We start from the raw sequence: 26,659 nt of genomic DNA, 5'->3' as shown, positions 1-26,659 counted from the left end.
GGCTGGAGCCTGGCCAGTGCCGCTATCTACGGCGTTCCTGCGGGCATTGTGGCTTGGGGCTGGGATAATTTCGGTTGGACGCAGATCTACACCGACGTGAACGCGTTTCCTATATGGTACCTTCCCGTGTCGATTTTCTTGTATTTGCTTGCCCACGACACCTGGTTTTATTGGACGCACCGCCTGATGCATCGACCATTTTGGTTTAAGGCCGCGCATGCCGTCCACCATGAAAGCCGTCCACCCACCGCATGGGCGGCAATGTCTTTTCATCCGTGGGAAGCGTTGTCCGGCGCGTTCGTCATTCCCGTTCTGGTTTTTCTCATCCCCGTTCATGTGGGGGCATTGGGCGCTGTGTTAGCGATCATGACGATCATGGGCGTGACCAACCATATGGGGTGGGAATGTTTTCCCAAGTTCGTTGTTAATGGCAGTTTGGGGCGCTGGCTGATAACGGCGACACATCACCAAAAGCACCATGAGGCATATCGGGGAAATTATGGTTTATATTTCAGGTTTTGGGACAAAATGTGCGGCACTGATCTTGGGCTTGGGCATTGGAGCCGCCGCCCTCACTAGCGCGGCTGCGGCAGCGGCATCTCCCGCAACGCTTGAGGTCAATATTTCGGGCCTACGCAATATGAAGGGCAATGTTCTGATCTGCGTTACCGCAAACCCGCGTTTTTTCCCCGATTGCAGTAAAGATACGAAAAGCTTTCGCATCACACGGCCCGCGCGCGATTCGGCGCAGGTTTCCTTCCGCGGCATTGCCCAAGGCACGTATGCGATCGCTGTGATTCACGATGAAAATGGCAATGACAAAATGGATATGGCTGTTTTCATTCCAAAAGAAGGCTTCGGTTTTTCGCGCAATCCCGCGATCGTCACGGGACCGCCGAAGTTCAAAGCCGCCGCTTTTGCCATTGATGCAGTTGTCGTCAGCCAGCAGATTAAAATGAAATACATGCTTTAACCCGCTTTGCTGTGATAGGGGCGGAACCAAGGGTACATTCGGTTGGTTTCCAGCCTTGGTTCAACGGGAGCATTTCATGAAAATACTTAAAAGCTGTGTTGCTGTTTTGTATCTCAGTGCTGCGCTGTGCGCACCTGCCTTTGCCCAAGGTGGCGAAACGCCCGTGGCCGAACGCCCCAATCGCAGCGTATTTTCAGGTGACTGGGTGACGGTTGGCCTTGGTGCAGGCTTAAGTCCCAGCTACGATGGGTCCGACCAATATGACCTTTTTCCGGCACCGCTTGTTCAAGGCAGCGTCGAAGGTATCGACTTTGGTGCGCGTGGGCCAGGGCTGTATGTTGACCTCGTCGCCGATGGCAATAGCGGCAAGGATGTGAAATTCCTCGCAGGGCCCCTCGTGCGTTTCCGCATGGACCGCAATGATGATATCAAGGACCCCATCGTCCGCTTGTTGGGTAAGGAAGATGTGGCGATTGAGGTTGGCGCCACCGCTGGGGTGTCATTCTCCAAAATACTGCATCCCTTCGATACTTTGACGATGTCCAGTGACATTCAATGGGATGTTGCGGGCGCACATAAGGGCCGCATCATCAGCCCAAGCGTCAGCTATGCAACGCCGCTGTCGATGGCGATATTTACGATGCTCAGCCTGTCTGCCACGCATGTAGATGGCAACTATGCCGACACCTATTTCAGCATCGATCAAGCGGGCAGCATTGCGAGCGGCCTGCCGGTATTTAACGCCAAGGGCGGCTGGAAAAGCTTTGGTGCAAATCTGCTCGGTGCAGTCGATTTGTCGGGCGATGCGCGCGATGGCGGCTGGGGTGTCTATGCTTTCATCAATTATTCCCGGCTCACCAATGATGCCGCACGTTCACCCGTCACATCGCTGCGCGGCGACGCGGACCAATGGTTTATGGCGGGTGGGATTAGCTATACTTTTTGAGGAGGGCTGAGAGCCTAAAGCACGTTTATGGGCAATCTGCTGGACTGACTGCGCTGTCTCGCCTATCGTCTACACATCCCCGGGGAGTCGCATGACTGAGAGGCGGTGCTGATATGCCCGCGACCCGCTGAACCTGATCCCGTTGGCACGGGCGTAGGGAGGTGAGACCGCAGCCAGTCCGAGGGACTGGTGAGGACCAAGCCAGGTCTTCACGCTTAATCGCTCTCCTTATGAAACTTTGGAGAGAAAAAGATGGCAGACGTCCCAGCACGCACGGAAATCGGCGTAACCACTGGCCCCATTCGCGGCAGCAAGAAAATCCATGTTGGGCCATTGAATGTTGCCATGCGCGAAATTCATTTGGAGCCATCGTCGGGCGAACCACCTGTGCGCGTCTATGACACCAGCGGCCCTTACACTGACAACAACGCGCGCATCGACATTAGCGTCGGCCTGAATGAAATCCGCCGTCCGTGGATCATCGCGCGCAATGATGTGATGGAGGTCACCCAGCGCGAGGTAAAGCCTGAGGACAATGGTCAGCTTGGTCCTGACCGCAGCGGCGGCGTCGCGCCATTCCCCAATGTCCGCAAAAAAGTGCTCCGCGCGAAACCCGGCATGAATGTCAGCCAGATGCATTATGCGCGCAAGGGCATCATTACCCCCGAAATGGAATATGTCGCGGAGCGCGAAAATCTGGGCCGTGCGCGGCTGGCCGAATATAAACGCGACGGCGAAAGCTTTGGCGCGTCGATCCCCGATTATGTGACCCCAGAGTTCGTCCGCGACGAAGTGGCCCGGGGCCGCGCGATCATCCCCAATAACATCAACCACCCCGAATCCGAACCGATGGCGATTGGCCGCAATTTCTTGGTCAAGATCAACGCCAATATTGGTAACAGCGCGGTTGCGTCCGATGTCGCGACTGAGGTCGACAAGATGGTTTGGTCGATCCGTTGGGGCGCGGACACCGTGATGGATTTGTCCACCGGCCGCAACATTCACGACACGCGCGAATGGATCATCCGCAACTCCCCCGTCCCGATTGGCACTGTGCCCATGTATCAGGCGTTGGAAAAGGTCGGCGGCGTGGCCGAAGACCTAACATGGGAAATCTTCGCCGATACGTTGATTGAACAAGCCGAACAGGGCGTGGATTATTTCACGATCCACGCGGGCGTCCGCCTGCCTTATGTCCCATTGGCTGCAAAGCGCATGACCGGCATCGTGTCACGCGGCGGAAGCATCATGGCGAAATGGTGCTTGGCGCATCACAAGGAAAGTTTCCTCTACGAACGCTTTGACGAAATCACCGAGATTATGAAGGCCTATGACGTTGCCTACAGCCTTGGCGACGGCCTGCGCCCCGGCAGCATTTACGATGCCAATGACGAAGCGCAATTTGCCGAACTCTACACGCTGGGCGAACTGACCAAGCGCGCTTGGGCACAAGATGTGCAGGTGATGATCGAAGGGCCCGGCCATGTGCCGATGCACAAGATTAAAGAGAATATGGAAAAGCAGTTGGAGGCGTGCGGCGAGGCCCCATTCTACACGCTTGGACCGCTCACCACCGATATCGCGCCGGGATATGACCATATTACCAGCGGCATCGGCGCGGCGCAGATCGGTTGGTACGGCACCGCGATGCTTTGCTACGTCACGCCAAAGGAGCATCTTGGCCTGCCCGACCGCGACGATGTGAAGGTCGGCGTTGTCACCTACAAGCTCGCCGCCCATGCCGCCGACTTGGCCAAGGGCCACCCCGCGGCGCAGGTCCGCGACGATGCGCTAAGCAAAGCGCGCTTCGAATTCCGCTGGCGCGACCAATTCAACCTAAGCCTCGACCCAGATACCGCCGAACAATATCATGACCAGACGCTGCCAGCCGAAGGCGCAAAATCCGCGCATTTCTGTTCGATGTGCGGACCGAAATTCTGCTCGATGAAAATCAGCCAAGAAGTCCGCGAATTTGCCAAGCTGCAAAACCAGCCAGCAGACAGCTTTGTCGCCGCAGAAGAGGCCGAAGCCGGCATGGCGCATATGAGCAAGGTCTATGACGAAACCGGTCGCGAGCTATACATGGGAGCTGGTGACCGGGAGCATGATTAACCGCGCAAGCAGCACCTAACGCCAAACCGCCTCGCGTACGCCCCCCGCCGCGTTATTGGCGCGTGACATTCTGGCAAGGCGGATTAGGGTTGGGGCATGACCACAACACCGAAAAACCTCAACTGGTTCGACATAAACATGGACGCCTGGGCGCTTGCCGCGGAATCGAATATGGTGATCGCGATGCGCATCGGCAGTCTGGCGCAAGGTGGGCCTGCGGCGGTGCAAGAGGCGGGGCGGATGGTGTCGGAAAAGGTCGCAGCGAACCTTACCCTTGGCTGCGACCTGATGACCGGAAAGCTGGGGAACAGCCCCGAGGCGATCGTCAGCAGCAGCATCGCGCATTATTCCAAAAGCATGGTCGCAAACCGGAAACGGCTCAGCGGCACATCTGTGGCGCAGTTGTCCAAAAATGGCACTGAGCGGGAATAAGTCGTTATTTTCGCTTCTAGTTTGCACATCGGCTAAATTAAGCGTATATGGGACGAACGCTATCGTCGACCGCGACGGATTTTTGAGGCGCGTCACCGGTCACATGATCGGAACGGGCAACGTTTTTCCCTACCACGACTTGGCTACCCACTTGGCGCTGTTGTCCGGTGGTCACCTGTTTCGTGAAAGGAACATATTATGCCCGTAGGCACCGTAAAATTTTTTAATGCAGACAAAGGCTATGGCTTTATCGCGCCTGATGGCGGCGGTGATGACAGCTTCGTACACATCTCGGCTGTTCAAGCAGCTGGCATGCACACGCTTGATAAAGAACAGCGCGTGAATTTCGAAGTGGAAATCGGCCGCAACGGTAAGGCTTCGGCCATCAACCTGTCCGCCGCTGATTAATCAGCCGGAAAGTTAAAAAAAGGGCTGCCGAAAGGCGGCCCTTTTTTTTGTTGCGCGCGGATGCTTAATCGAAAAGCTCTTCGAGAAACGATTTCTTTCGCTTCTGATATGGGTAGCCATGGCCATAGCCTTGATGCTGCATAGGATAGCCCTGTGGTGCAAAGCCGCCTTGGGGTGGCATGGGTGCTTGCGGGGCCGGCGCAGGTTGTGGCGGCATGTCGGCCGCGGCGCTGCGCTCGATAATCTTATCCAGCTCACCGCGATCCAGCCATACGCCGCGACATTGCGGGCAATAATCAATTTCGACACCTTGGCGATCACTCATGACAAGTGGCACCTTGCATACAGGGCAAGGCATTCCAACGGCTGCATTCATTTCGGGTCTCCTCTTGAACTTATGAAGCGGTCCGACATCGCCGTCACATGACGACCAGAGGGGCCCGGCCCGCATCGACCGAACTGGGCATTGGGTGGCCGGATGTCAAGAAGGGTGAGCGCTAATTCAATAGGGCCCCCGTCATCCACATGGCCGACAATATAATGATTGCCAGTAAAAGCGAAATGGCCAGAACATAGCGCAGGCCGACATTTTTCACGCCGCCGCTCGCTTCCTCTTCCGTCACATCGATTTTGTCGCCGTCCTTATGCATGTTCTCATTCCTTTTCTCATGAAGGGACAAGGGGAGAACGCGGGAGGAGGAAAGAAGGTGCCAAATATTACCGCAATTTACCAAATGGCCAATCGGTGACATGCCCCACCCAAAGGGCAAGCCAAATCAGGACAGGCTGAAACATCAGTCGTGGCCCATGATACCACCAACTTAATGCTTCCCCGCCAACGGTGATGCTATTGATTGCGTGGTTGAAGTTGGCTGGCCAGACACACAAGGCATAAAGCGCCAAGCCAAACGCTGCCCATTTGCGGGTCTGCGGAATCATCAGTCCAATCGCGCCAGCGATTTCAGCCACCCCCGTAAACGCGACCATGAACGCGGGGTAGGGCACCCAATCTGGCGTAATGGCCAAAAATCCGTGTGGCGAGATGAGGTGCGCGATGCCTGCGCCCAAATAGAAAATCGCGAGAATTACGCGCAATCCTGACCGGATCATCACCGTTTCCGCACAAACTCGGCGCGCAGCACCAGGCCCTTGATACCATTAAAGCGGCAGTCAATTTCTTGCGCGTCGCCCGTTAAGCGGATCGATTTGATCAACGTGCCGCGTTTTAACGTCTGGCCCGCGCCCTTGACCGTCAGGTCCTTGATTAACGTCACTTGGTCGCCGTCGGCAAGTAGATTCCCCACTGCATCGCGGACTTCGACAGCTTCATTTTGCGCGGTCGCGGCTTGTGCGTCGGCGGCGCTTACCCATTCGCCAGATGCTTCATCATAGACATAGTCTTCGTCAGTTTGGGTGCGCATGGGACCTAATTTCCTTTATGTTCTGCACTGCCGTAGCCGTATTTTCTCCCACGCGAAAGCCGGTTGCAATTTGCAACGATGTCAGTAAGATTTTGACACAAAGTGGAGGGGCATATGGCGCAGGCTGAGACGACAGTAGATGTTTTAATTGTGGGTGCCGGGCTGTCCGGTATTGGCGCTGCGGCGCATTTGACGATGCAATGCCCGAACAAAAGCTATGCGATTGTGGAACAACGCGCCGATATGGGCGGGACGTGGGACTTGTTCCGCTATCCTGGTATCCGGTCGGACTCCGACATGCATACGCTGGGCTATCGTTTCAAACCATGGTTGCATGAAAAAACGATCGCGGATGGCCCCTCTATCCACGAATATGTCCATGAAACCGCCGACGAATATAACATTACGCCGCACATTCATTTTGGTCACAAGGTTATCTCGGCCAATTGGTCGACCCCCGATGCCCGCTGGCACGTAACGGCCAAGGCCGCAGATGGTGGTGCCGAACGGCATTTTGCAGCGCGCTTCTTGTTCATGTGCGCGGGCTATTATGACTATGATCAAGGCTATAAGCCTGATTTTGCGGGCGAAGCTGACTTTGGTGGTCAAATCATCCATCCGCAGCATTGGCCCAAGGATTTGGATTATGCGGGTAAGAAGGTTACGGTTATTGGTTCAGGCGCGACGGCGGTCACGATTGTCCCTGTAATGGCGCAACAAGGCGCGCAAGTGACCATGCTGCAACGTTCGCCAACCTATATGGTCTCGCGGCCCGCCATTGACCCGTTTTCGAAGTTTGTGCGCAAGATTCTGCCAGAGAAGCTGGCTTATGCGCTGACCCGGTGGCGCAATATCAATATGCAACGTTTCACATATTGGTATGCGCGTCGGAACCCTGCAAAGCTGGGGGCGAAGCTGGTCAATATGGCGCGGGACGCTTTGCCAGCGTCGGTTGATGTCGACACCCATTTTGTCCCTAAATACGGCCCATGGGAACAACGCCTGTGCCTCATTCCCGATAGCAACATGTTCACGGCGATTACCGAGGGCAAGGCGGAAGTTGTCACCGACCATATCGACCATTTTACCAAGACGGGCATTCAGCTGAAGTCGGGCAAGCATATCGAATCCGATATCGTCATCACGGCAACGGGCCTGAACCTTGTCACCATGGGCAAGACCGCGATCAGTGTAGACGGGGAAGCTGTCAATTTCGGCGAGCATTTCAATTATAAGGGCGTGATGTTCAACGACATCCCGAACTTCGCCAGTGTATTTGGCTATATCAACGCATCTTGGACGCTAAAGACCGATATTGTGGCGGATTATGTTTGCCGCTTGCTGTGGAAAATGGATGACAAGAATGCACTGGTGGCAACACCGGTTCTGGATGACCCCGACATGCCCAAATTGCCGTTTGTGACGGACTTCAGCTCCGGTTATTTCGCGCGCAGTTTCGACACGCTGCCGAAGAATGGTGATCGTCACCCATGGCGTGTTTTGCAAAATTACACCGCAGAGAAGAAAATCCTGACACAAGACCCCATTGATGACGGTGTCATGGTGTTTTCGGCGCCGCATTTTGCGGGCAAGCATGATGAAAACACCGAAACGCTTATCGCTGCGGAATGATGTTTATTGGACGGGCGTCGATGGCGCCCGTCAGCTTTTGCGAATTTCGCATTATCGCGGCTCCGCGGCGCGGCGGAGCGATTGCATGCAAATAAGAAAAATACGCGACATTTCTAAATAATTTCCCGTTCACATGCCATTCCGGCTATCGCGGTGTCTATGCGTTATGACAATTTGATCCAGCCTGACAATGCGCAGGCCGCCACCCTTATTCATATCACCGACAAAGGCCGCTTTGAAACATGGCTTGCGCTGCAATCCGATGCGGCCCGAACCGCTATTAAGGCACAAAAGTTTGAAGGTAACGCCAACGAAATAGCCATAATGCCCGGAGATAAACCCGGCGAATGGGCTGCCGTCGCTGGCGTTTCCGATGCCGCCGTACCGGGTGTGTGGCATTTAGCTAAAGCCGCAGACAGCCTTCCCGAAGGCACATATCGGCTTGCCGATTATGATGCGGGCGATGCTATGCTGGGTTGGATACTTGGGCAATATCGCTACCATGAGTATTTGAGCGAGCCGAAGCTTATCGGACCACGAGTCTTGTTGGTGCGCGAGCCCGCCCGCATCCCCTTGGCCGTATTGCAGGCCGCCGCAACCGCTTTGGTGCGCGATCTTGTCAACCGGCCAGCGGGCGACCTTGGGCCATATGCGTTGGAGGCCGAGGCAAAGCGCATCGCTAAATCGCACAAGGCAGAGGTCATTGTCACGGCTGGCGATGCGCTGGAAACGGGCTATCCGCTCATTCACGCCGTTGGCAAGGCCGCCGCGCGTGAACATGCGCCGCGCCTGATTGAAGTGGAATGGGGCGACCCGCGCCACCCGCGTATCGCGATTGTGGGTAAGGGCATTACCTTCGACAGCGGCGGGCTGGATATCAAACCCGCCTCTGGCATGCGGCTGATGAAGAAAGATATGGGCGGCGCGGCGCATGCCTTGGCATTGGCGGAGCTGATTATGGCGGCGCATTTGCCGGTGCGGTTACATATGCTCGTGGCGGCGGCGGAAAACAGCATAGCGGGCAACGCGATGCGCCCCGGCGACATCATCAAAAGCCGCAAGGGCATAAGCGTAGAAATCGACAATACCGATGCCGAAGGACGATTGGTTTTGGCAGATGCGCTTACCAAAGCGATACAGGATAAGGCAGAGTTGATCATTGATTTTGCCACACTGACCGGTGCGGCACGCGTTGCGCTTGGCCCTGATCTGCCAGCCATGTTCAGCAACGACGAAAGCGTTGCAGTTGCTATTCTCGCGGCATCACAGGCAGCGGCGGACCCGCTCTGGCGGATGCCACTGTGGGCGCCCTATATGGAGATGCTCGACAGCGACATCGCCGACACCTCCAATAGCGGCGGTGCCTTTGCTGGCGCGGTCACGGCGGCGTTATTCTTGCAAAAATTCGTGCCTGACGATGTGCCTTGGGTGCATCTGGACACCTTCGCCTGGCGGCCCACGAGCAAGCCCGGCAGGCCAAAGGGCGGAGAGGCGCTTGGATTGCGGGCTGTCTTTCGCTATTTGACGGAAACTTATCCCGTCGGCTAAGGGCTATAAAAGAAATTTTTCGTCGCCCCAGCGCAGGCTGGGGCCCATTACGTCTCTCGGTTTTGAACGACAGGCGAGATAGGCACCAGCCTACGCTGGTGCGACGTATTTTGGGGGACATAAACAGTTGGCAGACGGTCAGATACAGGCGGGGGCACGGCCTATCTACACATTAAGCGGGCATAGCCTTGTCGGCGACAAACGGACAACGCCGATCCGTGGCGACCTTGCCGATATCAGCTTGGCTGGAAAGCTGTTCGCGCCGCATTATGCTGTGCCCATGCTGCGCACGGGGATCGCGCCTGTGACCGAAATCCATGCGGAGGCGCATGCGACATCCAAGCCGGTCAGCGCGTTGATGCATGGCGAGGAATTTGCCGTGTTGGATGTCGCGGGCGAATGGGCATGGGGATATTGCCTGCACGACAATTATTTGGGTTATCTGCGCTTTGCCGAATTGGGCGATGATTTTGCCGCCACGCATATCGTCAGCGCGTCGGCGACCTTGCTTTTGGCGGCACCATCGACGACAGCGCCCGTGCTGGCGCGCTATCCTATGGGCGCGCGTTTGCTTTGCGGCGACCTTAGCGAGTGCGGCAAATATCTGGCGTGCGAAAATGGTTTTGTGCCGCATTCGCATGTGTCTGAAATCGGGCGCGTAGACGCATCACCCGCTGATCTTGCGGAGCAGCTTATTGGCACGCCCTATAGCTGGGGCGGACGCAGCGGCGACGCCATTGATTGTTCGGGCCTTGTGCAATTGGTCTTTGGCCTAAAAGGCATCATGGCCCCGCGCGACGCCGATATGCAGATGGCCGATTTTGGCGCGAAATTGCCCGAAGGCGCAAGGCTGGAACGCGGCGATTTGGTATTCTTCCCCGGCCATGTCGGCATAATGGCCGACGCCGACAACATCATCCACGCCAATGGAACCGCAATGGCAGTAAGCGTGGAACCGCTGGCGGACGCGGCGGCACGCTTTGCCGAGCATGAGGTGGCGATATTACAGCGGAAAAGGGTGGAGTGTTGACCCAAGGCTTGGCCTGTATGCCTGACCGTAGTCCTGAGCCGTCAGCGCACAGCGCTGGCGAAAGTCGAAGGACGCCTATCGGAACCAGCGTTACACGAAAAGCGCCCTTCGACGGGCGCAGTTGCTTTGCAACTGCTGCTCAGGGCTACGGTGATTTGAGATGACCAAAACTATCTTCATCGACGGCGCAGCGGGCACCACTGGCCTTGAAATCTCCGACCGGCTGGCTGGCCGTGCGGAGTTTTCGCTGATCGCTTTGGACGATGCCAAACGCAAAGACGTGGCTGCGAAGCGCGACGCGTTGAACGACGCCGACTTCGTTATCCTGTGCTTGCCGGACGACGCCGCGAAAGAGGCGGTGGCGATGACAACATCTGCCACGACGCGCATCATTGACGCGTCCACGGCCTATCGTATTGACCCCGACTGGGCCTATGGCTTTGCCGAATATCGCAAGGGTCAGCGCGAACGCATTGCGTCTGCGCGGTTGGTCAGCAACCCCGGTTGCTACCCCACTGGATTTTTGGGCCTCGTCGCGCCTTTGGTGGCGGCGGGCTTGCTCCCTGCCGATTGGCCTTACACCGTCAACGCCGTGTCGGGATATTCGGGCGGTGGTAAGGCGTTGATACAAAGGTTCGAAGGTGAGGGCGCAGATATCGGCTATCGCAGCTACGGCCTTGATCTGGCGCATAAGCATGTGTCCGAAATGCAGGTCCATGCCGGCCTCACATACGCGCCCATCTTCGCACCCGCCGTCGTCCGCGCCTTTCGCGGCATGGTGGTTGAAGTGCCTTTGCCGCTATCTGCGATGACGGGTGCAGGCAGCGCGGATGCGCTACGCGACGCACTCGCCGCGCATTATGCAGGGTCAAAGCTGGTGACGGTGCACAGCGAAGCTGCGCCAAGCGAATTATTGATGCACGCGGACCAATCGCCATCCGACCGGCTTGACCTGTATGTGCTGGCGTCGCAAGACGGGTCGCAAGTGCGGTTGCTGGCGATGCTCGACAATCTCGGCAAAGGCGCGAGCGGCGCAGCGGTGCAGAACCTAAACATCATGGCCGGATTGGACGAGACGGCTGGGTTGCGGCTTTAACAGCTTCGTCACCCTGAACTTGGTTCAGGGTCCATTTCGCCTCTAGACCCTCCGGTCCGCGTGGCTTCAGCATGACGCTGCTTGGTGAAACCCCTCAATAAGGCGGCTGATGCCACCCCTTGGGGCTGGCCGTAAATATCTCGCAACCGTCTTCGGTGATGCCGATGCTGTGTTCGAACTGCGCGCTTAAGGAACGGTCGCGGGTTACGGCCGTCCAGCCATCGTCGAGCACTTTGCCTGCGGCCTTGCCGATGTTGATCATCGGTTCAATCGTGAAGATCATGCCGGGGCGCAGCTCTGGACCCGTGCCGGGGCGGCCGACATGGACGATTTCTGGGGCGTCGTGGAACAACTGCCCAAGGCCATGGCCGCAGAAATCGCGGACCACGCCATAGCGATGCTTTTCGGCGTGGGTTTGGATCGCATAGCCTATGTCACCGACCCGGTTGCCGGGCTTTGCAGCTTCGATGCCGAGCATAAGGCATTCATAGGTCACATCGACCAAGCGCTTGGCCTTCACTGGCACATCACCGACCAAGAACATGCGGCTGGTGTCGCCGTGCCAGCCATCCAGTTGCGGCGTCACGTCGATGTTGACGATGTCACCGTCCTTCAATTTCTTGTCCGACGGAATGCCGTGGCAAATGACATGGTTGATCGAGATGCAGCAGCTATGCGTATAGCCGCGATAGCCCAAGGTCGCAGGAACTGCGCCCCCGCGCATCGTCATGTCGCGGACAATGTCGTCGAGTTCTTCCGTGCTTACGCCGGGCACGACATGCGGCACCAAGGCGTCGAGTATTTCGGCGGCAAGGCGGCCAGCCTTGCGCATGCCGTCAAAGCCTTCTGCCCCATGCAATTTGATGGTCCCGTCGCGGGCCTGCATCGCCTCTTGGGGCGTCACGCTTACATAAAGTTCCATATAAGCGATATAAGGCAATAATCCGCACTTTGCGAGGGGGTGATTTATGCTATCGCGTCCCAATGACAGAATCTCGCATCTACACCGCAGCGCTTGTAATTATCGGCGACGAAATCCTCTCTGGCCGCACACAAGACAAAAATGTCAGCCAAATTGCGCTTTGGCTCAATATTCAGGGCATTCGCCTAAAAGAGGTGCGCGTTGTCGCTGATGTTGAGGAATCGATTGTCGAGGCGGTAAACGCGCTGCGCGCGCGCAATGATTATTTGTTCACAACCGGCGGCATTGGCCCGACGCATGACGACATTACCGTTGATGCGATCGCAGCGGCGCTGGGTGTAGAGGTGGTTATCCATCCAGAGGCAAGCGCGGTCCTGCACGCTTATTATGAAACACGCGGCGGCATTAATCCCGGACGTTTACGTATGGCGCGCGTGCCCGAGGGCGCAGAACTCATCCCTAACAAGATGTCCGGAGCGCCCGGCATTCGTCATGGTAATATCTTCATCATGGCGGGCGTGCCGCATATCACGGCTGGTATGCTGGATGCTTTGACTGGCACATTGGAGGGCGGTGCGCCGTTGCTGTCGCAGCAAATCGGTTGCTGGGTCGCCGAAAGCGAAGTGGCGAAGCTGCTGGGTGATACCGAAAAACATCATGAAGGTTGCCAAATCGGTAGCTACCCGTTTTTCCGCGAAGGCAAAGTTGGCGCCAATTTCGTTATCCGCACCACCGACGCGCATAAATTGGCGGAATGTGTCGAGGCTTTGCAACTTGGGTTGCGCGGATTGGGTTATGATACTGTCGACGGCGGAATTTAAGCGGGGTTTGTCGTCTCGTTCAGGTGCGGTCAAGCTGTACGTCCCTTATGAGGAGTGACATGCGCACATTTTCCAATGCTCTCGCTTTTGCGGCCCTGCTGCTTTCCACCACCGCTTATGCGCAAGCTGCGCCCGTTGCGGCGGCGACGTCGAAGGCAGCGGTGCAACCATGGCTATATGAAGGCAGCGACGTCCCTGTCGATGACACATGGACATTTGGCGTTCTGCCCAACGGGCTTCGCTATGCGGTCAAGAAAAACGATGTGCCAGCAGGGCAAGTTTCCATTCGCGTGCGTATTGACGCGGGCGCCTTGCATGAAGATGATGACGAGCAAGGCTTTGCCCATTTAATTGAGCATCTGTCGTTTCGCGGATCAACCTTTGTTCCGGATGGCGAGGCAAAGCGCATTTGGCAGCGGTTCGGCGTAACATTTGGCAGCGATAGCAATGCGCAAACAACGCCGACTCAGACCGTCTACAAGCTTGACCTGCCCAATGCGACGCCAGAAAAGCTGGATGAGTCTTTGAAAATTATTTCAGGCATGATCCGCAAACCACGGATTTCGCCAAATGCGCTAAATGCCGAGCGCGCGATTGTTTTGGCCGAATTGCGTGAGAATAGCGGCGCGCAGATGATCTATAGCGATGCCCTGCGCCAACATGCGTTTCAGGGGCAGCGCCTTGCGAGCCGGTCTACCATTGGGACACCGGAAACGTTGCAGGCGGCAGATGCCATCCGCTTGGCCGCCTTTCATGACCGCTGGTATCGCCCCGAAAACGCCGTTGTCATCATAGCTGGCGATATGGAACCAGCCAAGCTTGCCAATCTGGTGCAAAAATATTTCAACGAATGGAAAGGTAAAGGCCAAAGCGCACCGGAGCCAGATTTTGGCGACCCCAGCCCGCAAGGAACTCCCGCGCGTGTGCTGATTGAACCGACATTACCAAATACGGTAAGCCTTGCCTATCTGCGGCCTTGGCGCAAAGTGAACGACACGATACTCTATAATGAACAATTGCTGATTGATGCCTTGGCGCTACAAATCATTAACCGCAGGCTTGAGGTGCAGGCGCGTAATGGCGGCAACTATCTATTTGCACAGATCGCGCAGGAAGATATTTCGCGTACCGCCGATGCGACATTGGTTTCGCTGACGCCCATTGGCGACCAATGGGAAGCCGCGACGCGTGACGTCCGCGCGATCATTGCAGATGCGGTTATGACACCGCCGTCAGTTGTGGATATTGACCGGGAAAGGGCATTGTTCGGCAATGCGCTGCGCACGATGCTGGACAGCTATCCCTTCGAAGCCGCCGCCAAGCAGGCAGATGATATCGTCAGCGCAGTGGATATACGTGAAACGGTGGCTGCCCCGAAAACCGTCATGGTGGTGTATGAGGGCATGAAGGACAAATTCACGCCCGAACGGCTTTTGGAGTCCACAAAAAAGCTTTTTAGCGCCGATGTGACCCGGTTGATGGTCTCTTCCCCCGTGACGATACCCGACGCGGATAATCGCGCTTTGGCCGCTTTGAATGCATCGGTGGCGGCGAACACATCGGCGCGCCTGTCCGAAAACAATCTTGGCTTTGCCGCGCTGCCCAAATTGGGTGCGCCTGGAAAGCTGGAGGCCGAAGATACCGTTTCACGGTTGGATATGACCCGGCTGGTGCTCTCCAATGGTGTGCGCGCCTTGCTGTACCCGAACAAAGCCGAAAGCGGCCAGATTCGTGTGCTGGTCCGTTTTGGCCGAGGGTATCAGGCGGTAAATCCGGACCAAGGCGATCTGTTATGGGCAGGGCCCTTGGTTCTGCCGGAAAATGGCATTGGTAATATCAAACGCACCGAAATTGACCAGATGGTCAACGGTCGGCGGATTGAGCTCAATTTCTCGGTCGATGACGACGCTTTCCAATTTGAAGCAAACACACGGCCAGATGATCTGGCTGACCAGCTTATTCTAATTGCAACGAAGCTGGAGCACCCCGGCTGGGATGCCGCGCCTGTTGAACGCGCCAAGGCGCTGGCGACGTCAGGCTATGCCAGCTTTGAAATGTCTGCAACGTCGGTCTTGCAACGCGATCTGGAATATCTGTTGCGCAATAAGGACGCACGTTGGAAGGCGGCGACTCCTGCGGAAGTGGCAAAAATTGATGCCGCGAAGTTTGAATCTTATTGGCAGCCTTTGATGGCGCAGGGTCCTGTCGAAGTTCTGCTTTTCGGTGATTTTGATAAAGCAATAGCATTAGCGGCGCTCGAAAAAAGCTTCGGTGCGATGACGCCGCGTGCGCCATTGCCCGTCTCAGCAGCGGCAGCCGAACTTCGTTTCCCTGCGCCAACGGCCGCGCCTGTTCGCCTGACCCATCGCGGGGCCAGTGATCAAACGGCAGCCGTCATGGCTTGGCCAACGGGCGGCGGCATCAGCGGCATTACTGAGGGGCGTCAGCTGGAAACATTGGCCGCAATCTTCCGGGATCGTTTGTTCGAGAAATTCCGCGCTGAACAAGCCGCAAGTTACAGCCCCGACATGGCCGCCAACTGGCCGATCGATTTTAACAGCGGCGGGTATTTAATGGCTTATACGCAGGTTAAGCCTGCGGATGTGGACCGTTTCTTTGCCTTTACAGATACTGTTGCGGCAGACTTGATTGCCAATCCCGTCAGCGCCGACGAATTGCAGCGCGCTGTGGAACCGACCAAGCAAGCCATTGAGCGTGCGGCGTCGGGTAACAGTTTTTGGCTCAATCAACTGAAAGGGGCGACATATAATGCTGAACGCTTTGTCGCATTGGGCAAGCTGTACAGCGATTACAACAATGTCACGCCGGCTATTTTGCAGTCATTGGCCAAACGCTATTTTGTTAAAGACAAGGCATGGAAGCTTGTCGTTGCCCCGCAATCGGGCGATAGCGCGGTGACTGCTAGCGCGCTTTAACGCGGCAATAGTTACAAAACATATTTGGACAGGTCCGTGTCCTTGGCGATGCCCGAAAGCTGTTTGCTGACATAAGCCGCATCAATCTTCAACGTCTCGCCTTTGCGGTCCTCGGCGTCGTAGCTGATGTCTTCAAGCAGTTTTTCCATGACGGTCTGCAAGCGCCGTGCGCCGATATTTTCGACAGAAGAATTCACGTCCACCGCAATGCGCGCAATGGCGTCGATGGCGTCATCGCTGAATTCCAGCGTGACCTCTTCTGTTGCTAACAATGCTGTATACTGCATCGGCAGGTTGGCGCGGGTTTCGGACAGGATCCGGACGAAATCGGCGTGCTCCAGCGCGCGCAGTTCCACGCGAATGGGCAAGCGGCCCTGTAATTCGGGCAACATATCGCTTGGCTTGGAAATGTGGAAAGCGCCCGACGCAATGAACAATACATGGTCGGTTTTCATCGGGCCATATTTGGTCGCGACGGTGGTTCCTTCAATCAACGGCAGCAGGTCGCGCTGAACGCCCTCGCGGCTGACAGAACCGCCGCCACGGGCATCCGACACGGCAATCTTGTCGATTTCGTCGAGGAACACAATGCCATTGGCCTCGGCATCGGCAAGCGCGACCCGGTTCACATCGTCTTGGTCAAGGCGCTTTTCAGATTCTTCCTCGACCAGTTTCTTCCACGCATCGGGGACCTTCATCTTGCGCCGTTTCAGATTGTCCTTGCCAAAGGCCTTACCCATCATCTCGCCAAGGTTAATCATCCCGACATTGCCGCCCATGCCCGGAATTTCCATGGGCATCGCGGGGTTATCAGACACTTCGATTTCAATTTCAACGTCGTCCATATGCCGGTCGCGGATTCGCTGGCGGAATGCTTCGCGTGTCGCTTCGCTTGCGGTGTCACCAGCCAGCGTTTTCAGTATACGCTCCATCGCGGCTGTTTCCGCAGCTTCGCGCACATGTTCGCGGCGCCGCTCTTTTTCCAAACGCACGGCCTCTTCGGCCAAATCCCGGGCAATTTGTTCCACGTCGCGGCCGACATAGCCAACTTCAGTGAATTTGGTGGCCTCTACCTTAATGAATGGCGCATCGGCCAGCTTGGCCAGACGGCGTGAAATCTCGGTCTTGCCGCACCCCGTGGGGCCAATCATCAGGATGTTTTTGGGCGTAACCTCGTCGCGTAAATCCGCGCCGAGACGCTGGCGGCGCCAGCGATTGCGCAGCGCAACCGCAACGGCGCGCTTCGCGTCCGCTTGGCCAATGATATGTTCGTCAAGTGCAGCCACAATGGCTTTTGGGGTCAGTGCGTTTTTCATTACGACCTAAATGGGAAGTTGCGAACGGCGTTCAAGTGAAGCGGGCAAGTGACGGATGCCTACTGGGCGCTACCCAATGTTTCGACCGTCAGATGGTCGTTGGTATAGACGCAGATTTCGGCAGCAATCTTCATGGCATGGCGCGCCATTTTTTCCGCGTCTGCCTCATAATCGGCGAGTGCACGGGCCGCCGATAAAGCGAAATTCCCGCCCGATCCGATGGCCGCGATGCCGTCATTTGGCTCAAGCACATCCCCATTGCCCGTCAGGATTAAAGTCACATCCTTGTCCGCGACAATCATCATCGCTTCTAAATTGCGCAGATATTTGTCGGTCCGCCAATCCTTGGCCAATTCGACCGCGGCGCGCATTAATTGCCCGCGATGCTGTTCAAGCTTGCGCTCCAGCCGTTCGAAAAGGGTAAACGCATCGGCAGTCGCCCCTGCGAACCCGCCGATGACAGAGCCATCATGCAATTGCCGCACCTTCTTGGCATTTGGCTTCATCACCGTCTGGCCCATCGACACCTGGCCATCGCCAGCGATGACCACTTTGCCATTTTTGCGGACGGATAAAATGGTAGTGCCGTACCATGTCACCGAATTTGCGTGAGATTGTGTTTCCATGGACCCAGATATGGGAAACATCCGCCAAAAGCGCAAGTGAGCGATTATGTGCCCTGAATATCGGTCAGCCGGCGTTCCCACGCGAGTGCATGTTGGACGATTTTGTCCAAATCATCATATCGCGGTTCCCAGCCAAAACGTTCCTTAATCGCTATATTGTCGGAAATCAGTGCGTCGGGATCGCCAGCGCGACGCCCTTCATATTTGCGATCCATTATAGTGTTGGTCACGCGGTCAACGGCGTCGAGTACTTGGAGAACCGAATAGCCATGACCGTATCCGCAATTCAGCGTATGGCTGCGCTGCGGGTTGGCCACAAGCGCCTCCAAAGCAATGACATGCGCCGATGCAAGGTCGCTGACGTGAATATAGTCGCGCACGCCTGTTCCATCTTCCGTCGCATAGTCCGTTCCAAACACACTGACGCTCGCGCGCTTGCCTAAAGCCGCCTCCACTGCGATTTTTAACAAATGGGTGGCGCCAATAGTGGATTGGCCGGTCCTGCACAAAGGGTCCGCCCCGGCAACGTTGAAATAGCGCAACGCGCAATAATTGAAATCATGCGCAGCGGCGACGTCGCGCAGCATCATTTCCGTCATCAATTTCGACGTCCCATATGGGTTGATGGGCACGGTCGGCATGTCTTCACGCACCGGGCTTGATTCGGGGATGCCGTATGTTGCCGCAGTGGAGGAAAATATCATGTGCCGAACGCCGCCAGAGACAGCGGATTCGATCAGGCTTCGGCTCTTGGCTGTGTTGTTGTCATAATATTTTAGCGGATTTTCGACCGATTCGGGGACCACGACTGACCCTGCGAAATGCATGATGGCGTCGATGGCCTGTTCACCTATGATTCTCAGAACAAGTTCCGAATCGCTGACGTCACCTTCATAAAAGGTCGCTTCATCCGCGATTGCCCATCGAAATCCGGTGACAAGATTATCGATGACGACCGGGCGATTGCCAGCTTCAAGGAGAGCCAATACGGCGTGGCTGCCAATATATCCCGCACCGCCCGTCACGAGAACGTTGAGCTTCTGTGTCATCTTGTTTTTTCCATATCCATGCACCTGTCGGGCAGCTTGGCTTTATCAATGAATTACGTCGCGTTGCATATTTCTTGCAATGTTGCTTGCCCAGTGAAATCATTGACAGCAAGCGACGTTGTTTTCGATTTGGCCACAATTTAGAAGATTTTTCATGCGTATAGCCTTGCATCAGATGACAAGTAATATTGATCCGATGCGCAACGCGTCGGATATGGCAGATGCTGTTGCCAGCGCCGCTGAACAGGAGGCGGCTATGTATTTTGCGCCAGAGATGGCGATTTTGCTCGACCGTGACCGTGCGCGCGCCCGAAAATATATGACAAACGAATCACATAATATGGCACTGCAAAGCCTGATCGCGGCGGCTGCACGACATCGGATATGGGTCCATATTGGTTCCATGCCCATTTTGGACGAAGGCGCGGAGAAGTTAGCCAATCGCAGCATCATAATCTCGCCAGATGGAGCAATTACGGCCCGTTATGACAAAATGCATCTATTTGATGTTGATCTGGCGTCGGGTGAAAGTTGGCGTGAGTCGTCCGCTTATGTTGGCGGGGAAAAACCCTTAATGGTTCAATCGCCGCTTGGCCTTATGGGGCTCGCGATCTGCTATGATATGCGCTTTCCCGATCTGTTTAGCGCTTATGCCAAGTCTGGCGTTGATATCATTACGCTACCGTCTGCCTTTACTGTCCCCACAGGTGAGGCGCATTGGCATACGCTTTTGCGTGCACGGGCCATTGAAAGCGCGGCATTCATTATCGCGGCGGCGCAATGCGGTGTGCATGAAGATGGCCGCCAAACTTATGGGCATTCGCTTGTGGTCGACCCGTGGGGCACAATATTGCTCGATATGGGCAGTTCACCCGGCCTGACATGCGTCGATCTGGACATCGACATGATACAGCGGGTGCGAAAGCAGATTCCTGTCCACGCAAACCGGCGTATCATTCCTTCGCCCTTTATTGCCGAATAAATCTGCATTAAGGGCAATCCTATGCATTTGTTTGAGCAATTTATCTGGCAAGATCATCTGTGGATGGCTGTATCCGTGACGTCTGCTTCAGTGGTGCTCGTCAGCAGTCTGGCGGATCGCCGCCGTCATAATCGTGTTAGGTTCGACGATGTGGGGTTCATGCCATGGACAGCAATTACCGTGTTTTCGGTGCTTGCAACTGTGCTGTCGGCGGCTTTAGCCATTAAGGGCGTTTAAGACGTCCTGACCCTAGCCCAAGCGGTTGTACCAAAGCCACTGACCAAAGCCGAATATTGATATTATTCTGCACGGATTTGGAGCGACGATGGCGTTACTTTCCATTCCGGAAAAAGCCGATTAAGGCGACCCAAATATGGGGGAAATTTACGTGACATCATCGTCGGCTCGGTCCGGCTTATTATACGCGCTGTGCGGCTTTGCCCTTTTGGCGATTGGCGATGCGGTCATCAAATCTATCGCAGGGGCGTGGCCGGGAACCGCTGTCGCGGCGCTACGTTATTCGATTGGTGCAATTGGACTTGGCACTTTGCTGTTCCTGAAAGAAGGGCGGCAGGATTTTGCCATGCCCATGCCCAAAGTGCAGTTGCTGCGCGGATTTTCGGTGGCCTTGGCGACGATCTGCTTCTTTTCCTCTATATTTCTGATGCCTTTGGCGGACGCGACAGCCATTGGGTTTACCAGCCCCATAATAACAGCGATCTTCAGCGCCATTTTCTTGCATGAACGCACCCATGCGACCCAATGGGTGGCCATATTGGTTGCCTTTGGCGGCGTGCTGCTGATCATGCGGCCTAATGTAGCTGAGCTTGGGTGGGTGGCGTTGCTTCCGCTGGTGGCGGCAACGAGCATGGCATTGGTCATGATCGGCAACCGCGCTGTGGCGGGGGCAGGTTCACCCTTGCTGATGCAGTTTTTGGTGGCGTCGGTCGCGACGCCCTTCATTCTCAGCGCTGCCTTTCTTGGCCATTTTTCTGGCGTTGACGCGCTTGTGGTAGGGATACCGGATTGGACGATCATTGCCCGCTGCACCTTGGTTGCCGTCACCGCAAGCTTTGGGCATTGGTTGATATTCATGGGAACGACGCGCGCCTCTGCCGCAGAAATTGCGCCCATGACCTATGTCCAATTGTTAATCGCCATTGGGCTTGGGATATTGTTATTTGGCGATTGGCCTGACCTGACGTCCCTTGCTGGCGCGGGCATCATAATCACAAGCGGGCTTTTGTTGTGGCGCCGGTCGCGCTAAAATTTGCACAATGGCAAAGCGATAAATTAGCAAAAGACTTGGCCAAATCGGGCTGCTATCGCAGCGTCATGTCTGACCAAAAGCATCTCTACCTCGTTGACGGCTCCGCCTATATTTTCCGAGCCTATCACCGGCTGCCACCGCTGACCAACAAGCATGGGGAGCCGGTTGGCGCGGTCTATGGCTATACGACGATGCTGTGGAAGCTGGCGGATGATTTGAACCAAGCCGATGGCCCAACGCATATGGCGGTGGTGTTGGATAAATCCAGCCAGACATTCCGCAACCGGATTTATGATCAATATAAGGCACATCGCCCCGACCCGCCCGAAGATCTGAGGCCCCAATTCCCGATGATCCGCGACGCGACGCGCGCATTTTCCCTGCCATTGATTGAGGAAGATGATGTCGAAGCCGATGACATGATCGCAAGCTATGCCAAAGCGGCCTGCGCGGCTGGCTGGCATGTCACGATTGTCAGCAGTGACAAGGACCTGATGCAGCTTGTCGAACCGTGCATCGACATGTTCGACACCATGAAAAACGAACGCATCCGTTCGGAGGAAGTGTTCGAGAAATTCGGCGTTGGTCCAGACAAGGTCGGCGATGTGCTCGCGTTGATGGGGGATGGCGTAGACAATGTCCCCGGCGTCCCTGGCGTTGGCCCAAAGACCGCGACCAAGCTGATTCAGGAATTTGGCGACCTTGAAAGCGTATTGGCCGCCGCGGCCGATATGAAGCCATCCAAAATGCGCGACAATTTAATCGCGCATGCGGACAAGGCACGATTGTCAAAGGTGTTGGTGACTTTAAAGGAAGATTGCCCGTTGCCGATAGCGATTGAGGACATGGTTTTGGGTGCAATCCCCGAAGAACCTTTGGCCGAATTTTTGCAGCATCACGGGTTTAATTCGCTTTTAAAGCGTATTGGGCATGTCGCGGATATAGCGGCGGCCAATAAGGCGATTGCGGGCAACCCCAAGGCGACGAACGCAGGCGACGGCGCGGAACGCGCGCCGGTAACAGGGGCGTCCGCCGTCCCTGCGCCAATGCCGAAAATTGATACATCCACTTATGAATGCGTCACCGATATCGCACGGCTGGATCACTGGATCACCCGCGCGCGCGAAACCGGCATTTTGGCTTTTGACACCGAAACCGACAGCTTGCAGGCGGCAAGTGCGAACCTTGTGGGGCTAAGCCTTGCGGTTGCGCCGGGTGAGGCATGCTATGTCCCGCTGGCGCATGGCGGCACCGATATGTTCGCTGAACGGCCGACGCAAATTCCGATGGCGGCGGCGCTAGAAAAGCTACGCCCGCTGCTGTGCGACCCGGAAGTCCTTAAAATCGGCCAGAATCTGAAATATGATATGTCGGTGCTGGCGCGCCACAATGTGCCCATCACGCCCTATGACGATACTATGGTGATGAGCTTTGCGCTCGATGCCGGGCGTCAGGCGCATGGCATGGATGAGCTTTCCAAGGCGCATCTGGGACATGAATGCATTTCGTACAAAAGCGTGACCGGCACGGGCAAAAGCCAGATTGGTTTTGCCGCCGTGCCATTGTCCGACGCGACCCGTTATGCGGCGGAGGACGCCGATGTGACGCTGCGCCTGTGGCACCATCTGAAATTGCGCCTGAGCCCCGAAAAAGCGACAAGCGTTTATGAACTGGTTGACCGTCCATTGGTGCCCGTATTGTCCAAAATGGAGTGCTTGGGCATCAAGGTTGACCGCGCCGCGCTCGCGCGCCTGTCGTCCGAATTCGCCGTGCAAATGGAATTGCTCGAAAAGGAAATTCACGGCCTTGCAGGGCAACCCTTCACCATCGGCAGTCCGCAGCAATTGGGCGAAATCCTGTTTGGAAAAATGGGCTATAAGGGCGGGAAAAAGGGCAAGTCCGGGCAATATTCCACCGATGTGACCGTGTTGGAGGATCTTGCAGGGCAGGGCATCGACATCGCCCGCAAAGTGCTCGATTGGCGGCAACTGGCGAAGCTTAAATCGACTTACACCGACAGCCTGCAACAGCAGATTGACCCCAAAACTGGCCGCGTGCACACAAGCTACAGCCTTGTTGGCGCGCAGACCGGGCGTTTGTCGTCGACGGACCCCAATTTGCAGAATATCCCGATCCGCACCGAAACGGGGCGTCAGATAAGAGACGCATTTATCGCGGAAGCCGGCAACGTCATTTTGTCCGCCGACTATAGCCAGATCGAACTGCGCTTGGCGGCGCATTTTGCCGATGTCGAACCCTTGCGGGATGCCTTTGAAAAGGGTGAGGATATCCACGCCCGCACCGCGCTTGAGCTGTTTGGCGAAGTCAACCGCGACACAAGAGGGCGCGCCAAAACGATCAACTTCTCCATCCTCTATGGCATTTCGCGCTGGGGTCTTTCAAAACGGCTGGAATCTTCGGCAGATGAGGCACAGGCGCTCATCGACGCTTATTTCAAACGCTTCCCCGGCATATCCAGTTATATTCAGGAGACGATGGCCACGGTCCGTGACTGCGGCCATTCGACGACCCTTTTCGGGCGCAAAACATGGTTCCCGCGCATCACGTCGCCCAATCAAGCCGAACGGCAGGGCAGCGAACGCGCCGCGATCAACGCGCCCATCCAAGGGACAAGCGCCGACATTATTAAGCGCGCCATGGTGCGCATGGGGCCAGCGTTGCAGGCTGCCGGGCTTGGGCATGTCAAAATGCTGCTTCAGGTGCATGACGAACTGGTGTTTGAATTGCCGCAAGCTGACGTTGCCGCCGCAAGCGAGATCATCCGCAACGTCATGGCCAATGCCGCTGAACCGCTGGTGAAGCTTATGGTCCCGTTGGGCATTGAAATTGGCACTGGACCAAGCTGGGGGGCGGCGCACTAAGCCGGAGACTAAAGCCGCCGCCCGACGCGCTTAGCTTTTGGCGTCTTCCTCTTGTTCAAAGGTGACGGCAACGTCACCATTGGCCGACAGGCGGACGGTGTTGTCGTGAACCGTGGCGACCAGCCCGCCGTCGATATAATGATGGTGCCCTTCATGGCCGCCTTGCCCTGAGCCTGACTTGGTCAATTTGATGCGGTTGCCTTCAACGCCGTCAACGGTGCCAACATGCACCCCGTCCGCGCCGATGACTTCTGCATGTTCTTTAATCTGCGATAGGTCAGCCATAATATGTTCCTCTGATATAGAACATAGCTAACGCCCGAAACCCGTTCTGGGTCCGACTAGACGACGTTGTGCAAGATAACTCCCCTCCCGTTTGCGTGAGGGGTCGGGGGAGGGGCAAGCCGCAGGCGCTTGCGGCAACGCTGATTGCGGTAAAATGTGCGTCACCCCGAAATAGCGTTGCATTATGCATGTCAGGGATAAACTATGGATCGTTGTGCCATGCTTCTACCCGTGATGGATCCCAGCCTGCGTTGGGGCGATGGGAGAGTTGGTGGGCGGAGACAAGCCGTAAAGCCGTTCCCGCCGATATCGCCTCAACCCCGTTCGCGGGTTTGCATATAGGTGCCCAGTAAGCGGACCGAGTTGCAGTGGAAGCGTAGCTCCTCCAATGCGCGGTCGACGGCGGGATCACCCGGCGCGCCTTCGATATCGGCGAAGAATTCGGTTGCGGCAAAGCTTGCGCCGTTTTGATAGCTTTCCAGCTTCGTCATATTGACGCCGTTGGTCGCAAAGCCACCCATCGCCTTGTACAAAGCGGCGGGGATATTCTTCACCTCAAAAATGAGCGTGGTCATTAACGTGCCTATGAGGCTGCTGCGGTCGGCAGGCGCGCGTGACAGGACAACGAACCGGGTGGTGTTGCTGTTATCGTCTTGCACGGCGTCGTTAATGGCGACGAGGCCATAGAGGTCCGCAGCAATTGGTGGCGCAATAGCCGCAGCCGACGGGTCGTCATTGGCAGAGACAAACGCTGCTGCCGCCGCTGTATCCGCATAAGCGACGGGGATAATGCCATTTGCGCGTAAAAAATGCCGGCATTGGCCAAGCGCCTGCGGGTGGCTCATGGCGGTTTTAAGAATGGCATCTGCCGATTTTGCCATGAGGCAATGGCGGATCGACATAAAATGCTCGGCAATGATGCTCAGGCCCGATTCCGGCAGCAGAAAGTGGATGTCTGCAACGCGGCCATGTAGCGAATTTTCAATAGGTATAATCGCGCACGCGGCCGATCCGTCCTTGACCGCATCAATGGCGTCTTCGAACGAAAAACAGGGCAGGGGCAGGCAATCAGCACGATATTCCAACGCCGCCAAATGCGAGTTCGCCCCCGGCGCGCCTTGAAAGGCAATCGCTTTTGCAGGATGTTTATGTGCAGCAAGCGTCATTTCTTTGACGATTGCCAGTGCGGGTGGGGGATAACTGTTCATGCTGCGCAGGCGTTAGGATAGGCAGACTTATCGAGCAAGTGTGGATTTGGACACTTGCACCCGCCAACGCGCGCCATTAGAGGAGCCTTGGAATCCGGCCGTCATTCTACGCCGGTGTTTTAACGCGCTTTCAAGGCTGATAAACAATGGATGATCGTAGTAACACAATTGCTGGCTGGGTTTTGGCAGGCGGCATCGTCGCGCTTGGACTGAGCATCGTCACAGGCATGTATTTCCACCCAGAGGGGCCTGAGAAAGAGGGATTTGCTGTTGTGGCTGAGGCGGCAGGCGAAGCGGGCGGCGCTGCTGTTGTGCCAATCGCAACGTTGCTGGCAACCGCAGATATTGCCAAGGGTGAAGCGGTGTTCAAGAAATGCGCGGCTTGCCATACCATTGCACAAGGCGGCGCAAACGGCATTGGCCCGAATCTATGGGCAGCCATGGGTAAGCCGCACGGACATGTCGCCGGTTTTGCTTATTCCGATGCGCTGAAAAGCGTTCCAGGTAACTGGGATTGGGAAGGCATGGACAAATGGTTGGCCAACCCTAAAAAATATGCACCGGGTACCAAGATGACTTTTGCGGGTCTGGGCAATCCGGAAGAGCGCGCGAACCTGATCTTGTATATGAACGCGCAAGGTTCAAACTTGCCATTGCCAACACCCCCTGCAGCAGAAGCCCCCGCCGCCGATGCAGCAGTTGCCCCTGCCGCAGCGCCCGCAAGTGATGCTGCCGCACCAGCCCCGGCGAAGTAATTCGCCTAA

The 26,659-nt window shown here is 56.2% G+C and carries 27 protein-coding genes and 1 riboswitch; of the genes, 17 read left to right on the top strand and 10 right to left on the bottom strand.

Annotation, left to right across the window (positions count from 1 at the left end; all coding sequences use genetic code 11):
- From Q0N43_RS07530 to Q0N43_RS07505, 6 genes are all read left to right on the top strand, one after another.
- The coding region (locus tag Q0N43_RS07530) for a sterol desaturase family protein (RefSeq protein ID WP_295444778.1) at positions 1-579 on the top strand (579 nt) is incomplete at its 5' end.
- Positions 545-973 carry a DUF2141 domain-containing protein gene (locus Q0N43_RS07525; protein ID WP_295444776.1) on the top strand — a complete coding sequence of 143 codons (429 nt, stop codon included), beginning with the start codon at positions 545-547 and terminating at the stop codon, positions 971-973. The genes Q0N43_RS07530 and Q0N43_RS07525, both read left to right, overlap by 35 nt.
- 76 nt (positions 974-1,049) lie before the next feature.
- Positions 1,050-1,919, top strand: a complete 870-nt coding sequence (locus tag Q0N43_RS07520; RefSeq protein ID WP_295444772.1) for a MipA/OmpV family protein — start codon at positions 1,050-1,052, stop codon at positions 1,917-1,919.
- 70 nt (positions 1,920-1,989) lie between these two features.
- Positions 1,990-2,096: riboswitch (TPP riboswitch) on the top strand.
- A 75-nt stretch (positions 2,097-2,171) separates the two neighbouring features.
- Positions 2,172-4,031 (top strand): phosphomethylpyrimidine synthase ThiC, encoded by a 1,860-nt coding sequence (gene thiC / locus Q0N43_RS07515; protein ID WP_295444770.1) that lies wholly within the window; start codon positions 2,172-2,174, stop codon positions 4,029-4,031.
- A gap of 96 nt (positions 4,032-4,127) precedes the next feature.
- The gene (locus Q0N43_RS07510; protein ID WP_295444767.1) at positions 4,128-4,463 is read left to right on the top strand and encodes a hypothetical protein; all 336 of its coding nucleotides are present in this window, start codon (positions 4,128-4,130) and stop codon (positions 4,461-4,463) included.
- A 198-nt stretch (positions 4,464-4,661) separates the two neighbouring features.
- A complete protein-coding gene (locus Q0N43_RS07505; RefSeq protein ID WP_185739799.1) occupies positions 4,662-4,871 on the top strand; it encodes a cold-shock protein in 210 nt (69 codons plus the stop codon).
- A gap of 64 nt (positions 4,872-4,935) precedes the next feature.
- On the opposite strand, the gene Q0N43_RS07500 is transcribed toward Q0N43_RS07505, so the two are convergent.
- The 4 genes from Q0N43_RS07500 to Q0N43_RS07485 form a co-directional block, all read right to left on the bottom strand.
- Entirely contained in the window at positions 4,936-5,247 is a 312-nt protein-coding gene (locus tag Q0N43_RS07500; protein WP_295444762.1) for a zf-TFIIB domain-containing protein, read from the bottom strand.
- A gap of 121 nt (positions 5,248-5,368) precedes the next feature.
- Positions 5,369-5,521 carry a hypothetical protein gene (locus tag Q0N43_RS07495; RefSeq protein ID WP_295444759.1) on the bottom strand — a complete coding sequence of 51 codons (153 nt, stop codon included), beginning with the start codon at positions 5,519-5,521 and terminating at the stop codon, positions 5,369-5,371.
- 67 nt (positions 5,522-5,588) lie between these two features.
- Entirely contained in the window at positions 5,589-5,981 is a 393-nt protein-coding gene (locus Q0N43_RS07490; protein ID WP_295444757.1) for a DoxX family protein, read from the bottom strand.
- Positions 5,981-6,292, bottom strand: coding sequence for an alkylphosphonate utilization protein (locus Q0N43_RS07485; RefSeq protein WP_295444755.1), 312 nt, complete (start codon positions 6,290-6,292; stop codon positions 5,981-5,983). The genes Q0N43_RS07490 and Q0N43_RS07485 overlap by 1 nt, the downstream gene beginning before the upstream one ends.
- Positions 6,293-6,406: 114 nt before the next feature.
- On the opposite strand from Q0N43_RS07485, the gene Q0N43_RS07480 reads away from it, so the two are divergent.
- The 4 genes from Q0N43_RS07480 (at position 6,407) to argC (ending at position 11,598) form a co-directional block, all read left to right on the top strand.
- Entirely contained in the window at positions 6,407-7,924 is a 1,518-nt protein-coding gene (locus tag Q0N43_RS07480; protein WP_295444752.1) for an NAD(P)/FAD-dependent oxidoreductase, read from the top strand.
- A 159-nt stretch (positions 7,925-8,083) separates the two neighbouring features.
- Positions 8,084-9,472 carry a M17 family metallopeptidase gene (locus tag Q0N43_RS07475; RefSeq protein ID WP_295444750.1) on the top strand — a complete coding sequence of 463 codons (1,389 nt, stop codon included), beginning with the start codon at positions 8,084-8,086 and terminating at the stop codon, positions 9,470-9,472.
- Between the two features lie 127 nt (positions 9,473-9,599).
- A complete protein-coding gene (locus Q0N43_RS07470; protein WP_295444748.1) occupies positions 9,600-10,502 on the top strand; it encodes an NlpC/P60 family protein in 903 nt (300 codons plus the stop codon).
- 160 nt (positions 10,503-10,662) lie between these two features.
- On the top strand, positions 10,663-11,598 hold the full coding sequence (gene argC, locus Q0N43_RS07465; protein ID WP_295444746.1) for an N-acetyl-gamma-glutamyl-phosphate reductase: 936 nt from the start codon (positions 10,663-10,665) through the stop codon (positions 11,596-11,598).
- Between the two features lie 94 nt (positions 11,599-11,692).
- On the opposite strand, the gene map is transcribed toward argC, so the two are convergent.
- Positions 11,693-12,520: a type I methionyl aminopeptidase gene (map, locus tag Q0N43_RS07460; RefSeq protein ID WP_295444744.1), complete on the bottom strand. Its 828-nt coding sequence runs from the start codon at positions 12,518-12,520 to the stop codon at positions 11,693-11,695.
- A gap of 62 nt (positions 12,521-12,582) precedes the next feature.
- On the opposite strand from map, the gene Q0N43_RS07455 reads away from it, so the two are divergent.
- Both Q0N43_RS07455 and Q0N43_RS07450 read left to right on the top strand, forming a co-directional pair.
- On the top strand, positions 12,583-13,341 hold the full coding sequence (locus Q0N43_RS07455) for a competence/damage-inducible protein A (protein WP_295444741.1): 759 nt from the start codon (positions 12,583-12,585) through the stop codon (positions 13,339-13,341).
- 59 nt (positions 13,342-13,400) lie between these two features.
- On the top strand, positions 13,401-16,277 hold the full coding sequence (locus tag Q0N43_RS07450) for a M16 family metallopeptidase (protein ID WP_295444738.1): 2,877 nt from the start codon (positions 13,401-13,403) through the stop codon (positions 16,275-16,277).
- Positions 16,278-16,288: 11 nt separating this feature from the next.
- Here the strand turns inward: Q0N43_RS07450 and hslU are convergent, their stop codons facing one another.
- The 3 genes from hslU to galE are packed head-to-tail and all read right to left on the bottom strand — an operon-like array spanning position 16,289 to position 19,268.
- On the bottom strand, positions 16,289-17,593 hold the full coding sequence (hslU, locus tag Q0N43_RS07445) for an ATP-dependent protease ATPase subunit HslU (protein ID WP_295444736.1): 1,305 nt from the start codon (positions 17,591-17,593) through the stop codon (positions 16,289-16,291).
- Between the two features lie 59 nt (positions 17,594-17,652).
- Positions 17,653-18,219, bottom strand: a complete 567-nt coding sequence (hslV, locus tag Q0N43_RS07440) for an ATP-dependent protease subunit HslV (protein ID WP_295444733.1) — start codon at positions 18,217-18,219, stop codon at positions 17,653-17,655.
- 44 nt (positions 18,220-18,263) lie between these two features.
- Positions 18,264-19,268 carry a UDP-glucose 4-epimerase GalE gene (gene galE, locus Q0N43_RS07435; RefSeq protein ID WP_295444730.1) on the bottom strand — a complete coding sequence of 335 codons (1,005 nt, stop codon included), beginning with the start codon at positions 19,266-19,268 and terminating at the stop codon, positions 18,264-18,266.
- A gap of 154 nt (positions 19,269-19,422) precedes the next feature.
- Here galE and Q0N43_RS07430 point away from each other — a divergent pair, with 154 nt between their 5' ends.
- From Q0N43_RS07430 to polA, 4 genes are all read left to right on the top strand, one after another.
- Positions 19,423-20,250: a carbon-nitrogen hydrolase family protein gene (locus tag Q0N43_RS07430; protein WP_295444727.1), complete on the top strand. Its 828-nt coding sequence runs from the start codon at positions 19,423-19,425 to the stop codon at positions 20,248-20,250.
- Positions 20,251-20,271: 21 nt separating this feature from the next.
- Positions 20,272-20,487, top strand: coding sequence for a hypothetical protein (locus tag Q0N43_RS07425; protein ID WP_295444725.1), 216 nt, complete (start codon positions 20,272-20,274; stop codon positions 20,485-20,487).
- A gap of 136 nt (positions 20,488-20,623) precedes the next feature.
- The gene (locus tag Q0N43_RS07420) at positions 20,624-21,517 is read left to right on the top strand and encodes a DMT family transporter (RefSeq protein WP_295444723.1); all 894 of its coding nucleotides are present in this window, start codon (positions 20,624-20,626) and stop codon (positions 21,515-21,517) included.
- Positions 21,518-21,585: 68 nt separating this feature from the next.
- Entirely contained in the window at positions 21,586-24,402 is a 2,817-nt protein-coding gene (polA, locus tag Q0N43_RS07415) for a DNA polymerase I (protein WP_295444796.1), read from the top strand.
- Between the two features lie 30 nt (positions 24,403-24,432).
- Here the strand turns inward: polA and Q0N43_RS07410 are convergent, their stop codons facing one another.
- Entirely contained in the window at positions 24,433-24,687 is a 255-nt protein-coding gene (locus Q0N43_RS07410; RefSeq protein WP_295444720.1) for a DUF2171 domain-containing protein, read from the bottom strand.
- 314 nt (positions 24,688-25,001) lie between these two features.
- Positions 25,002-25,895 carry a prephenate dehydratase gene (locus tag Q0N43_RS07405; RefSeq protein WP_295444717.1) on the bottom strand — a complete coding sequence of 298 codons (894 nt, stop codon included), beginning with the start codon at positions 25,893-25,895 and terminating at the stop codon, positions 25,002-25,004.
- A 146-nt stretch (positions 25,896-26,041) separates the two neighbouring features.
- Between Q0N43_RS07405 and Q0N43_RS07400 the strand changes: the two genes are divergently transcribed.
- Positions 26,042-26,650 (top strand): cytochrome c family protein, encoded by a 609-nt coding sequence (locus Q0N43_RS07400; RefSeq protein ID WP_295444714.1) that lies wholly within the window; start codon positions 26,042-26,044, stop codon positions 26,648-26,650.
- The last annotated feature ends 9 nt before the right edge of the window (positions 26,651-26,659 follow it).

This window comes from Sphingorhabdus sp. EL138, assembly GCF_945882965.1.
Classification (GTDB): domain Bacteria; phylum Pseudomonadota; class Alphaproteobacteria; order Sphingomonadales; family Sphingomonadaceae; genus Sphingorhabdus_B.
Note: the sequence above shows the minus strand (reverse complement) of the source record. Positions and strands in the feature narration are given on the sequence as shown.